This is a genomic window from Pediococcus ethanolidurans, from assembly GCF_001437405.1.
Lineage (GTDB): Bacteria > Bacillota > Bacilli > Lactobacillales > Lactobacillaceae > Pediococcus > Pediococcus ethanolidurans.
In genome coordinates this window covers 1-13,733 of the sequence record NZ_JQBY01000009.1, presented here as the reverse complement: position 1 = coordinate 13,733, position 13,733 = coordinate 1, and the positions used below count along the sequence as shown (strand labels likewise).

At 36.6% G+C, this 13,733-nt stretch carries 12 protein-coding genes and 1 pseudogene; 12 read left to right on the top strand and 1 reads right to left on the bottom strand.

Annotated elements, in window-relative coordinates:
- The first annotated feature begins 71 nt into the window (after window positions 1–71).
- Both IV87_RS04955 and IV87_RS04950 read left to right on the top strand, forming a co-directional pair.
- Window positions 72–491: a hypothetical protein gene (locus IV87_RS04955; RefSeq protein WP_057806046.1), complete on the top strand. Its 420-nt coding sequence runs from the start codon at window positions 72–74 to the stop codon at window positions 489–491.
- A 21-nt stretch (window positions 492–512) separates the two neighbouring features.
- Window positions 513–993 (top strand): annotated as a pseudogene (locus tag IV87_RS04950) (nucleoside 2-deoxyribosyltransferase).
- Window positions 994–1,096: 103 nt separating this feature from the next.
- Here IV87_RS04950 and IV87_RS04945 read toward each other — a convergent pair.
- The gene (locus IV87_RS04945) at window positions 1,097–1,972 is read right to left on the bottom strand and encodes a YitT family protein (protein ID WP_057806044.1); all 876 of its coding nucleotides are present in this window, start codon (window positions 1,970–1,972) and stop codon (window positions 1,097–1,099) included.
- A gap of 142 nt (window positions 1,973–2,114) precedes the next feature.
- On the opposite strand from IV87_RS04945, the gene IV87_RS04940 reads away from it, so the two are divergent.
- The 10 genes from IV87_RS04940 to ppsA all read left to right on the top strand — a co-directional run bounded on the left by IV87_RS04940 (window position 2,115) and on the right by ppsA (window position 13,601).
- Window positions 2,115–3,329 carry a CCA tRNA nucleotidyltransferase gene (locus IV87_RS04940; RefSeq protein WP_057806043.1) on the top strand — a complete coding sequence of 405 codons (1,215 nt, stop codon included), beginning with the start codon at window positions 2,115–2,117 and terminating at the stop codon, window positions 3,327–3,329.
- A 14-nt stretch (window positions 3,330–3,343) separates the two neighbouring features.
- Entirely contained in the window at window positions 3,344–5,245 is a 1,902-nt protein-coding gene (locus IV87_RS04935; RefSeq protein ID WP_057806041.1) for an ABC-F family ATP-binding cassette domain-containing protein, read from the top strand.
- Window positions 5,246–5,263: 18 nt separating this feature from the next.
- Window positions 5,264–6,214: a thymidylate synthase gene (locus tag IV87_RS04930; protein ID WP_057806039.1), complete on the top strand. Its 951-nt coding sequence runs from the start codon at window positions 5,264–5,266 to the stop codon at window positions 6,212–6,214.
- A gap of 17 nt (window positions 6,215–6,231) precedes the next feature.
- Entirely contained in the window at window positions 6,232–6,744 is a 513-nt protein-coding gene (locus IV87_RS04925) for a dihydrofolate reductase (protein WP_057806037.1), read from the top strand.
- A gap of 67 nt (window positions 6,745–6,811) precedes the next feature.
- A complete protein-coding gene (locus IV87_RS04920) occupies window positions 6,812–7,657 on the top strand; it encodes a DegV family protein (protein WP_057806036.1) in 846 nt (281 codons plus the stop codon).
- Window positions 7,658–7,756: 99 nt separating this feature from the next.
- Window positions 7,757–8,695, top strand: coding sequence for an SGNH/GDSL hydrolase family protein (locus tag IV87_RS04915; RefSeq protein ID WP_057806034.1), 939 nt, complete (start codon window positions 7,757–7,759; stop codon window positions 8,693–8,695).
- Window positions 8,696–8,700: 5 nt separating this feature from the next.
- Entirely contained in the window at window positions 8,701–9,303 is a 603-nt protein-coding gene (locus tag IV87_RS04910) for a YpmS family protein (protein WP_057806032.1), read from the top strand.
- Between the two features lie 10 nt (window positions 9,304–9,313).
- Window positions 9,314–9,538, top strand: coding sequence for a YozE family protein (locus IV87_RS04905; protein ID WP_057806030.1), 225 nt, complete (start codon window positions 9,314–9,316; stop codon window positions 9,536–9,538).
- 18 nt (window positions 9,539–9,556) lie between these two features.
- The gene (locus tag IV87_RS04900) at window positions 9,557–10,984 is read left to right on the top strand and encodes a S41 family peptidase (protein ID WP_057806029.1); all 1,428 of its coding nucleotides are present in this window, start codon (window positions 9,557–9,559) and stop codon (window positions 10,982–10,984) included.
- Window positions 10,985–11,192: 208 nt separating this feature from the next.
- On the top strand, window positions 11,193–13,601 hold the full coding sequence (gene ppsA, locus IV87_RS04895; protein WP_057806028.1) for a phosphoenolpyruvate synthase: 2,409 nt from the start codon (window positions 11,193–11,195) through the stop codon (window positions 13,599–13,601).
- The last annotated feature ends 132 nt before the right edge of the window (window positions 13,602–13,733 follow it).

The following is a 13,733-nucleotide window of genomic DNA, read 5'->3' as shown; positions in this document are numbered from 1 at the left end:
GATTTTTAAATAATTTGTGATAAGATAGAATTCGTGATTAAATTTTAAAAAGTCAAGATCGAGGAAAGATAATGAGTACGGAACAATACAAAATTAAAAACTATTCTCCAAAATTTGCAAAAAAAACAGTCACTGTTATGCGAAAGGTAAATCAACGAAATTCTGATATTCTTATCAAGGATAACTTTGATGAACAAGTAACGCATTTTAAAAATGTAGTTGCAAAAAAATATGATATGCGCATCGTCACGAGTTTTAATGAACGCACAATTTATGGCGTCGTTATCTTTGATCAGAATCAATTAATTGATCTTTTAGTTGATCCCGCTAAAAAAAGTTTAGGCATTTCTGAAACTTTAGTAAACATCGTCAAAAACCAAAGTAATGGTAATTTAGTATGTGATACAAGTAATCGTCAATTGAGTGCTTTTCTAAGTCAACAGGGCTTTCAAAATATAGCAACTAATCATTTTGTCTGGAAGCAAAATTAATTTTAAACTAGGAGAATTTTTATGAGCAATCAAATCTATCTTGCTGCACCTTTCTTTAGCCCAAAACAAGAGGAACATGTTAGAACTGTCCAAAACTTATTAGCTAAAAACCCAACGCTTTCTGCTAAGAAAATTTTTATTCCTATGGAACACCAAATGGAAAGTGAAGAATTTGGATCATTTCGTTGGCAAACAGGGGTCTTTAATAGTGATATGCGTCAAGTACACCGTGCAGATGCTGTGGTTGCTATTCTAGATTACAAATTAATTAGACACTGATGGTATTAATCAACCTGATAGTGGAACAATTTTTGAAATTGGTGCGGCTTTTGAGGCCAATATACCAGTTATTATGGTTCAATTTGCACCTGATCAAGAATTGAATTTAATGCTCTCACGTAGCTATACTGCCTTTTTCAATGGCGAAAGCGAAATTAAACAACTCGAAACATACAATTTTAATGATTTGCCAACAATTTTTAGTGACGTTAAAGTATTCTAGCTTATCAAATTAAGTTCACCACAATTCATAACCAACTCATAATTCGTTTAATAAAAAGGATGTAACCAGGTAGAAATACCCAGTTACATCCTTTTTGTTAAATTTAACTAACTTTTTTTCCGGTAGGAGAGTCGTATGTGAATCCCTCTCCAATTACTTCGTGAACATCAATCACTGAAATAAACGCATGTGGATCAATTGCATCAACGATTCGTTTGGCTTCACTCAGTTCGTTAGCAGAAAGAACGCAAAAAACCATCTTTTTTTCATCTTTAGAATAGGCACCCTGAACGTGTACAAAACTAGCTCCTCGTTGTAATTCAATCATTAATTGATCAGCAATCAGTTGATAGCTTTCACTAATAACCAAAATTCCTCGTTCAGCATACGAACCTACTTGCGTAAAGGTCACTATTCGTGAAAACACAAACGCCGCTAACAATGTATACATCATTTGACGAACATCAATATAACAAAGCGAAATTGTCAAAACAACGGCATCAAGCGCAAATAGTGTTTGTCCCATAGGAATACCACGTTTTTGTTCAATGATACGAGCAATAACATCCGTACCACCAGTTGTCCCGCCAAAGCGATAAACAAGGCCGCTACCAAAGCCACCGGCAAGACCGGCAAGGATGCCTGCAATAAACATATCATGGCTAATATCGATGTTTATCGGTACTCTTTGCCAGATCCACAACCACATAGATAACATTAACGTTCCAAAAATCGTGTAGTATAAAGCCCGTTTCCCCAAAAAGCGATAACCAATTACAAGCAGTGGAATATTAATTAAAATCGTTGTATAAGCTGGATCAATATGAAACAAAGCACGAAAAATTAGGGTGATACCTGTAGCACCTCCCTCAGCCAAATGATTAGGAATGTTGACAGCTGCTAATCCTAATCCATATAAACAACAGCCCAACATAATCATAAATAAATCTTTAAATCGAATGGATTCTTTTTTTATCATGTTTTCACCTACTTCACTCCAATATCATAACATATTCATTTAACTAACTGACCGTATCCATTTTAAAAAATGCAGGATTCTGTTAAGATTAATTCTGATAATAAGATCAAGAAATTTTAAAACTTAGGTTGGCGAATTGTGTATGCAGATTAAAAAATTACCTATTGAATTTGTGACGGCTCGTCCCATTTTACAAACTATCGAAAAAGCTGGATACGAAGCCTATTTTGTGGGTGGGAGTGTTCGTGACACAATCTTACAAGATAATATTCACGATGTGGACATTGCAACTAGTGCATATCCATCAGAAATTAAAGCGTTGTTTCCCAAAACTATTGATACTGGAATTAAACATGGTACCGTCATGATTTTGAGCGGACAGAATAAATACGAAGTAACCACTTTTAGAACCGAAAGTGGCTATCAGGACTTTAGAAGACCCGACAAAGTGACCTTTGTTCGGTCATTAGCAGAAGATCTAAAACGGCGTGATTTTACGGTCAATGCACTAGCACTTAAAGAGGATGGTACCGTCGTCGATCTATTTAATGGCTTACAAGATCTTAAAGATCATATTTTACGAGCAGTAGGTAAGCCTGAAGAACGCTTCCATGAAGATGCTTTACGAATGATGCGTGCGATTCGCTTTGCAAGTAAATTAGATTTTACAATTGAAGCAGCAACTGAAGCTGCGATCAAACATCATGCCGAATTACTCGAAAAAATTGCTGTTGAACGTATTCTTGTTGAATTTAATAAAATGATGATGGGACAAAAACCAGTGAAGGGAATTCGTTACTTTCTCGAAACTGGCCTGTATGCGTTTTGCCCACAATTAAACGAACAGTTACCGAAGCTTAAAAGACTACTTAAAATTCGAGAGGATACACATCTGAAAAACGAGAATCAAGTTTGGTTATTGATGTGTCGGGTTTTAACCATTTCTTCAAACCAAAGTCATCACTTCCTAAAGGCTTGGAAAACTTCCAACGAATTGATCTCTGCAGTTTCTAATGGGTTAGATTTGTTTGAAGCAATGGATCAGAACGCGGTTTCTGAACAAATTCTTTTTCAAACGGGTAAAACAGTTATAAAAGATGTTTTGACGGTTGCCAATGTTTTACCTAATGCTGGGAATTCGGATCAGCTTTTGGATCGCTATGAAGCTCTGCCAATCAAAAATTCACACGAGTTAAAAATTAATGGTGGTATTCTATTAAAAGCACACATAACTACACCCGGTCCACAGTTAGGAAAGCTACTTGCTATCTTATTAAATAAAGTTTTAACTGGTAAAATTGAAAACAAGCAACCAGATTTACTCTTAGAAGCAAAAAAAATAGTTTCTGAAGATTAGAAAGATGAACAATAATGCAAACTTTAAAAGCAGAAGATTTAACCGAAACTTATGGAACCAAAGTTCTTTTTCAAAAGATAAATTTCTTAATCAATGAACAAGATCGCATTGGCTTAATTGGCACCAATGGTACGGGTAAGACAAGTCTCTTGAATGTACTTGCCAAGGTTAGTCCACAGGATTCAGGACAAATTGAAACACCCAAAAATTATACGGTTGGCTACCTACGTCAAACACCAGCACTTGATGCAAATTTAACTATTCTTGATGCTATTTTTGCTGGCTCTCAACGTGTTTTTAAAACCATTCGATTTTATGAACGTGCCTTAGCTAACTACTCTCAGGCACCAGAAAATGAAGAAAATCAACGCCAGTTTGAAATTGCAGAACAACAAATGAATCAAGAAGATGCTTGGACTGCCGAAAGTGATGTTAAAACTATTCTGACCCAGCTCCATATTACCAATCTAAACCAAAAGATTGGTACTTTATCTGGTGGTCAACAGAAACGAGTGGATTTGGCACAAACTTTAATTCAAGCACCTGACTTATTAATGTTAGATGAACCAACTAATCACCTTGATTTTGATTCGATTGCTTGGCTAGAACAATATTTAACGTCATATAAAGGTGCACTTCTTATTGTGACCCATGATCGGTATTTTCTTGATCGGGTTGCCAATCAAATTTGGGAACTTTCATTTGGAAAACTTAGACAGTATCCAGGAAACTACCAGGCCTACGTAACTAAAAAGGCTACTCAAGATGAGCAGGAAGCCGTTCAATCACAGAAAGAAAAACGCCTTTATAAACAAGAATTAGCATGGATGAAACGAGGACCACAGGGACGGGGAACCAAACAACAAGCACGAATTAATCGTTTTGAAACTTTAAGCGACTCTGTGAATGCGCCAGCACAATCAACCGATAACATTGCTGTTCAGTTAGGTCAGCAACGTCTAGGTAAAAAAGTAATTGAATTTAAACATGCCTCCTTAAATTTAGGCTCGCATATTATTCTTAAGGATTTTTCTGAATTAATTCAAGCTGATGAACGGGTAGGAATTACAGGTAACAACGGAACCGGAAAATCAACCTTACTTAATGTAATTGCTAAATTACAACCGCTAGATTCAGGTATTATTGACATTGGTGAAACAGTAAAACTTGGTTATTACACACAAAAAATTGAACCAATTCCAGAAGATAAACGAATTATTAGCTATCTTAGTGAGGTTGGTTCTGGCGTTCTCAATACTAACGGAGAGCATATTAGTGTCACAAATTTGTTGGAACAATTTCTATTTCCAAGATCGATGCATGGTACCTTAATTAGAAAATTATCTGGTGGTGAAAAACGGCGGCTATATTTATTAAAAATTTTAATGCAGCAACCTAATGTCTTGCTTTTGGATGAACCAACAAACGATTTGGATATTGGTACACTAACTGTTTTGGAAGATTATCTGGCTCACTTTAATGGAACGGTAATTACCGTTTCTCATGATCGGTACTTCTTAAACAAAGTAGCGGAACACTTACTGATTTTTGAAGGCCAGGGTAAAATCAATCGCTTTACTGGACTTTTTACTGATTACCTTCATCAACAAAATCAAACAGCTGCGCAACCTGATTCTCATGACAAGAACGAACCCAAAACAACACCAAAAAAAGTGACAACCACCGCGCATCAAAAAGAGAAATTGACCTATGCAGAACAGTTAGAGTGGCAGCACATTGAAAGTGATATTGATAAATTAGAAAATAAAAAGGCTGATCTACAAAAGCAAATGAACGATAATTCTGAGAATTATGGTAAGTTGGCTGATTTGCAAAAAAATATCGATAACTTAGATTCTGAAATAGATGAAAAAATGACCCGTTGGGAATATCTAAGTCAGTATGTTGACGACTAAATGTAAGGAGTCTTTAAAATGTTAGAACAAGCTTATCTAGATTTAGCATCCTATGTTTTGAAAAATGGCAATTACAAAGATGATCGCACCGGAACAGGAACCTATAGTACATTTGGTTATCAAATGCGCTTTAATTTGGCCGAAGGTTTTCCGCTATTAACTACTAAAAAAGTCCCATTTGGTTTAATTAAGAGCGAACTAATGTGGTTTTTACATGGCGATACTAACATCCGGTATTTACTTCAGCATCATAATCATATTTGGGATGAGTGGGCATTTAAAAAATGGATTGAAAGCGACGTATATACTGGTCCAGATATGACAGACTTTGGTCGCCGTTCACTAAAGGATCCGGAATTTGCAAAAGCTTATCAAGAACAGAAAAAAAACTTTGACCAGCAAATTCTAACTAATGATGATTTTGCGTCTCGTTTTGGTGATTTAGGTAATGTGTACGGAAAACAGTGGCGTGCTTGGAAAACTTCCACTGGGGACAGTATTGATCAGATTAGTGATGTTATTCAAACAATTAAAACAAATCCTGATTCAAGAAGAATGATTGTATCCGCTTGGAATCCTGAAGACATTCCGTCCATGGCGTTACCACCATGTCACACCATGTTTCAATTTTATGTCTCCGAGGGAAAACTAAGCTGTCAGCTTTACCAACGAAGTGGTGATATCTTCTTAGGTGTTCCTTTCAATATTGCAAGTTACGCTTTACTAACTTGTTTGATTGCTAAGGAAACCGGGTTGCAACCTGGCGATTTTGTTCATACTTTAGGTGATGCTCATATTTACAGTAATCACGTTGAACAAGTTAAAACCCAACTTTCACGCACACCAAGACCAGCACCAAAATTAATCATTAAAAGTGACGCAAAAAGTATTTTTGATTACGATGTAAAAGATATTCATTTAGAAGGTTATGATCCTTATCCAGCAATTAAGGCACCCGTTGCGGTATAAATAAGGGAGTGGAGCGAATGCTAGCATTTATTTGGGCGGAATCAAAAAATGGTATCATTGGAAATCAAAACACAATTCCATGGCGAATTCCTGATGACACCAGCTATTTTAAAAAGATAACTACTGGTCACACAGTTATTATGGGACGAAAAACTTTTGAATCATTTGGGGCAAAACCGCTACCTAATCGATTAAATGTGATTTTAACTCGCCAAAAAACTTTAAAAGAGACGAAAAATCTAAAAGTGTCTCATTCAGTTTCTGATTTATTAAAAACTTATAATTCAACGACTGAGTTAGTTTTTGTGATTGGTGGCAAACAGATTTATCAACAATTCTACCCTTATGTTAAGCGACTTTATCGTACGTATATTGATCAAAATTTTTCCGGAGACACACACATGATCCCAATTGATTATTCAGAGTGGCAACTTATTAAAACTGTTCTAGGTCATGGTCCAAAAACTAATCCAATTGCACATACTTTTGAAGTTTATGAGCGAATCAACACCGATAGTGCTAACGAATAATGAAAATATCAGCGTTCTCTGTTATAATCAATTCATAAATATATCTGTGTAGAAAGAGTGACTTTTAATGGCAAAAATCAAAATCGTGACCGATTCCTCATGTGGTGTAACAGATCAAGAGGTCGCCGATTATGACATCACAATTGTACCTTTGACCGTTATGATTGATGATACAATTTATGTTGAACGCGAAACAATTTCAAATGAAGAATTCTTAAATAAAATGCAAAATTCAAAAGCACTACCAAAAACTAGTCAACCACCAATTGGTAAGTTCGTGGAAGTTTTTGATAAGCTGGGTGCAGATGGCAGCCAAGTCATTTGTTTCAATATGTTAGAAGCCATTAGTGGTACTGTCCACGCAGCGGAACAGGCTGCACAGCTTTCCAAAACAGATGTTACTGTGGTTGATAGTCAGACTACAGATCGTGCCTTGGCATTTCAAGTTATTGAAGCCGCAAAATTATCGCAAGCAGGCAAAAGTCGCGAGGAAATTTTGAAGGCTGCTGAGGACATTCGAGATCACACTAAATTATATATGGGTGTTATGACACTTGATAATTTGGTTAAGGGTGGTCGAATTAATCGAATGACCGGAATGATTAGTGGGTTACTAAATATCAAAATTGTTTTACAGGTAACTGGTGGTGAACTTAAGGTAGTTGCTAAGGGTCGGGGAATGAAGACCATTAGTCGCTTTTTTGATGATGTTTATGAAAAAATGGCTAAATCGCCAAACATTAAATCAATTGGTATTTCACATGTTGGCGCTTTGAAAACGATCGCACCAATAAAAGCAAAAATTCAAGAAATGTTTCCAGATATCAACATTTTGGTTCGAGAAACGGTTCCGATTATTGCAACCCATGGTGGTCCAGGTGCCTTTGCGTTAATGTATTATACTGGTGACTAAAGTTTCATCAAATAACGGGACAATTGGTAGAAAAATTCGCCTACCATTTGTCCCGTGTTTATATAAAGCGCAAATTTAAAGAGTCAAGGAGTAAGAACAATGAAAAAAATCACCGATTGGATCATTATGTTGATTGTTTTTGTAGTAATTGTGGCTTTAGTAGTCCTTGGTCTAAATTACTATTTTCCCAAACATTCTACTAATAACCAGTCATCAAGTCCTACCCGAACTGTTCATAAAATTGCTAAGATTCAAAAAAAGACTGTCCATGTAACTGCGCTTGGGGATTCACTTACGCAGGGAGTTGGTGACAGCAAAAATGAAGGTGGGTATACAAAACGCTTAACAAAAAAGCTTAAGTCAACCTATCATTTAAAAGCGACCGTTTCAAACTATGGTATTGCGGGTGAGCGAAGTGACCAAATCTTAAAACGTGTCAAAGAAAACACTAAGCTTCAAAATTCGCTTAAAAATGCGGATGTAATTACCCTAACAGTAGGCGGAAACGATCTTTTTCAAGCACTGCAAAAGTATTCCACATCCTCAGAGGGAAAATTTACACTTTCATTAGAAAAACTTAACATCAAATACGCAACACAAGTCCAGGATTTGTTAAAACAAGTCAGACACTATAACAGTACAGCCCCAATTTACGTATTTGGTATTTATAATCCATTTTTTGTTTATTTTCCAAATATCACTCAGATTAATCGTGCCGTTACTAACTTTAATGAAACTACTAAAGCGGCCGTATCACAATCAAGTTCTGCCTATTTTATTTCAGTAGATAAGTTGCTTTCTCAAGGTCAATATCAAAGCTCCAAAGCTCTTGCAGAATTAAAACAAGGCTCAACCGCTAAATCGATTAGTGACATGCAAATCAGTAAAATCGAAAGTAATCTTGAAAATACAAAAGAAAAAAACATTTATCTGTCCAGCAGTGATCACTTTCACCCTAATCCAACTGGCTACGATCAAATGACACGTTTATTATTGAGAAGTATGAAAACTCATGAGCAATGGCTCTATAAGGACTGAAAAAAATGAAAAAAACAGATCAAATAACAAAACGACGTCCAAATTTTTGGAAATGGGCGTTTATAATTTTATTAGCCTGTCTAGTAGCCTTTGGAATCTTTTTCAAAATGAGAGTTGCAAATACCCCGGTACCTGATACTAAAAATACTAGTCCCCAGACGGCAGCAGCTTCATTTAACGTTAATCTCAATAAAAAACAATTAAACGCACTAATGGCCGCATATTTAAAGCCGTACCAAACTAACAAAAGCTTTACTTATCAATTGAAAATAAGTAAACAAGTTTTGTTAATTGGAAAAGTAAAGGTCTTGGGTAGCGACGTCAACTATGCCCTATCATTAACACCTAAAGTTACGTCATCTGGTAATATTGTGTTGACGGCAAAACACTTAGCAGTAGGGGCTTTAAGCATTTCCCCTAAAATGGTGCTTGCCTACATTGGATCTAATTACAAACTTCCCAAATGGATCACCATTAAAGGAAAAATTATTACTTTAAATTTACAAAAGATTAAAACAACCAACGGAGTTTATTTCAAAGCTGAAAAACTAGATATTAACAATAACAAATTTGTCTTCTCAGTTAATATTCCTAAGCAATCGAATTAGAGGTTTGATTATGAGCAAAACATTTTATCAATTTTTAATGACCCAAAGAAATCCAGAAAGTTATGAACCAATTGCAGAATTTGCGAATAATGCTTTTTACGACCAATCTTTTCCAAAACAGTCGACAAATTTTAACGAAATTTCAAAATATTTAGAATTAAACGGTAATTATTTACCTTCCATGACCGTTTTTGACGATACCTGGCAAAAATATTTAGAACTAAATAATCATTAATAGACAGGAAGCTTTTAAATGAATAAAAAACAACCAAAAACAGTCAAAAGAACTACTTTAATGTGGTCGATTTTAATCGCCTTAGTTGTCGGTGGTGGCGTTGCTTATAGTGTGGCTTATTTTCAAACTAGAGCTGTTGTTTCTCAAGCACAGACAGATACGGCCTCAATGCAAAAAATTCAATCTGTTTATGAAACAATTGAAGGCAATTATTACAAATCCGTTAGTTCAAAGAAAATTACGAATGGTGCTATCAAAGGAATGATTTCTGCACTGAACGATCCGTTCTCTGAATATATGGATAAATCAGAAGCGACAAGTTTAAATGATCAAATTTCTTCAAGTTTTTCCGGAATTGGTGCTGAGGTACAAAAATCGGATCAATATATAAAAATTATTTCTCCAATTAAGGGAACACCTGCTAAGAAAGCTGGTTTACAGCCTGGAGATTTAATTACGGCGGTCAATGGCAAGTCTATCGCTGGTAAGTCAGTGACTGACGCCGTTAACTTGATGCGCGGTAAGATTGGTACCAAAGTTACCTTAACTATCAAACGAGCTGGTAAGAGCTTTGACCAAACCCTCACCAGGGCAAAGATTCCGGTAAGTACGGTTAACTCACGAATCATTAATAAGAAAATTGGCTACATTCAAATTACCTCTGTTTCAGAACGTACTGCAGCAGAATTAAAAACTGCACTGAAACGATTAGATAAAAAGGGCGTCAGTTCCTATATATTGGATGTTCGAGATAATCCTGGTGGTTTGATGAATCAAGCTTTGAAAATGTCTTCGATGTTTTTGAAGAACGGTAAAACCATCATGCAGGTTCAAACCAAAAATGGACAACGACAAGTATACAAAGCTGGCAAGAAATATGACGGTGGCTATAAAGTGACTAAACCAGTGGCCGTATTAATGAATGGTGGAAGTGCGAGTGCGGCTGAAATTTTTGCGGGTGCGCTACATCAATCAGCTAACGTCCCTTTGATTGGAACACAATCGTATGGAAAAGGAACTGTTCAAACAGTCAGCGATTTTAAAGATAAAAGTGAAATGAAGATCACAATTGCAAAATGGTTAACTCCTAATGGTGATTGGATTAACAAAAAGGGATTAACACCTACTTATAAGGCAGATTATCCTAAATATGCATATCTTCAATTAATTAATACTAACAAGACCTATCAAATAGGTGATGTTTCTACTCAAATTAAAACTTTGCAAAAGGAATTAAAGGCGCTTGGCTTTTTCAATGATAAGGTTAATGGTTACTTTGGGTCAACAACCAAAACCGCTGTTACAGCTTATCAAAAGAAAGAAAAATTAAGTGTTACTGGTACTGCGAATAAGAAGACCATTCTGAGCATTGAAACTAAAATCCAAAGTAAGATTGCTAAGAATGATCAAGCTTTAAACAAAGCAGAATCCATTGTTTCTAAATAAATATGAATTGACCAACGACGTTTCCTTAAAATGAGGGAGCGTTTTTTTATTCGTTGATTGCTATTTTGAGCTTATAAAGAAACACGCTTTACTTCCACTTTGTGAAAAGGTGAACTATAATAAAGCTGGTAAGCGTAACCGCTTTCATTCATGGTTGTATATTTGATGGTAAGAAAGATTAGGTGATTAATTATAAGGGGGTAATATCATGAGTAGTCGCGATACAGCAAATGTTTTATGGTTTAACGAATTGCACCGTGAAGATGTCAACCTAGTGGGCGGTAAGTCTTCGTCACTAGGTGAGATGACTTCTTCAATGGATGTACCAGTACCATATGGTTTTGCAACAACTGCACGTGCGTATAGATACTTTATGCACCAAACAGGTTTAAATGATAAAGTTAACGCCTTGCTTGAGAGTATTAAGGACTACGAGAATTCGGATGAATTACACAAAGTTTGTGAACAGATTCGAAATTTAATCATTGAGGCAAAAATGCCAGATGATTTAGCAAATAGTATCACAACAGCATATGCCGAACTGGCCAAAAAAATGAACCAAACTGATCCGTTTGTGGCCGTTCGTTCTTCTGCAACTGCCGAAGATTTACCAAATGCATCGTTTGCTGGCCAACAAGAGTCTTACTTAAATATTAAAGGTGCAGCAGATGTCGTTAATCGCGTTCAACAATGTTATTCTTCACTTTTTACAGATCGAGCAACTTACTACCGCCATAAACAACATTTTCCACATGAAAAAGTAGCTCTTTCGGCCGCAGTTCAGATGATGGTTTTTTCAAAAGCATCAGGCATCATGTTCTCCGTAAATGTGGCCAATGGCGATGCTTCTAAAATTGTAATTGACGCCGTTTTTGGCCTGGGCGAATATATTGTTTTAGGTAAGGTTACGCCAGATCATTTTGTTATTGACAAACAATCAATGAAAATTGTTGAAAGAAATATCATTAAACAATCAGTAGAATTAATTCGTGTTCCAAATGGTGGAACGACGGAGCAAGCAGTACCTACTGAATTACAGGAACAGCCCGCGTTAAGTGATAGTCAAGTGATTGAATTAGCTGGTTATGCTAAGGAGATTGAACGCCATTATGGCGGTTATATGGATATGGAATACGCTTTGGATGCCAACACAAATCGACTTTGGATTGTCCAGGCTCGACCGGAAACAGTCTGGTCACAACGTAATAAAGAAAAAGGTATTGCTAACGACGCAACTAATGATGAAAATGTGGTTGCTGAAGCCGATGCAAAAATTGTCGTTCGTGGTTTACCAGCCAGTCCTGGTTTAGCTAGTGGTGTGGTTCACGTTATCGATGATCCTTCCGCCATTGATCAATTTAAAAAGGGCGAAGTTTTAGTTACTTTCATGACCTCTCCTGATTGGGTTCCGGCTATGAAAAAAGCAGCCGCAATTATTACTAATAATGGGGGCATGACCTGCCATGCAGCGATTGTTTCTCGTGAAATGCAGATTCCTTGTATCGTTGGAACCGAAAGTAAAGGTGCAACGGCTACTGATATGCTGAAAACAGGAGATGTGGTAACCGTTGATGCCAAAAATGGTGTTGTTTATCAAGGTAAAATTGAAAGTATGCTCAAGAAAACGAATCAAACAGCTCCTGTAGCCGGTCGGGTTGTAGCAGCTGAAACCTTTGCACCAACTGCTACTGGGGTCATGATGAACTTAGGTGATCCAGAATTGGCTGATAAATATGCTTCACTACCAGCGGATGGCATTGGTTTAATGCGAGAAGAATTTCTTTGGACATCTTATATTCATGAACATCCACTTTACCTAATTGAACAGGGCCATCCAGAAAAAGTGGTCAACATGTTGGCAGAAGGAATTGCCAAAGTAGCCCGCGCAATGGCACCGAGACCAGTAGTCTTGCGGCTTTCAGACTTTAAATCAAGTGAGTATCGAAAACTAAAGGGTGGCGAAAAATACGAACCGCATGAATCAGCAGATTTACTCGGATGGCGAGGTGCTTCTCGTTACTATGATCCGAAGTATATTGGTGCCTTCAAACTGGAACTTGCGGCGGTCAAAAAAGTTCGTAATGAATTTGGTTTAAAAAACTTGAATGTGATGATTCCATTTATTCGAACCGTTGCAGAAGCACAAAAGGTAACCGGTATTATGCGTGATGAGGGGTTAGTTCGTAATGCGGACTTTAAGGTCTATATGATGGCAGAGATTCCATCAAATATTATTTTGGCTGATCAGTTCAATCAATTCATTGACGGTTATTCAATTGGATCAAACGACCTTACCATGCTACTTTTGGGATGCGATCGAAACAATGATACAGTTGCTAATCTTTTTGATGAACGTAATCTTGCTGTTAAACGCGCAATTCGGCACTTGATTACGGTTGCTCACAAGGATGGAAAGACGGTGTCCATTTGTGGTCAGACACCTTCCGAGTATCCAGAATTTACGAATTTCTTAATTCAAAGTGGTATTGATTATGTTTCGGTCAATCCAGACATGGTTAAAGAAACGAAACGTAATGTCGCACACTTTGAGCAGCGCATTATACTTGATAAGGCAACTGGGCGAGGATTACAGGATCAAACGGACTATGAGTGGTAATTCTCGAAAGGTGACTTAAAAAATAGAGTTATTTAGAACACAATAAACATTGTGCTAAAGCTTTTGAGAATGTGATGAAGGAGATTTTAGATAAAACAAATAGCCCGATTTACAATTCAAGTGCAACACCTG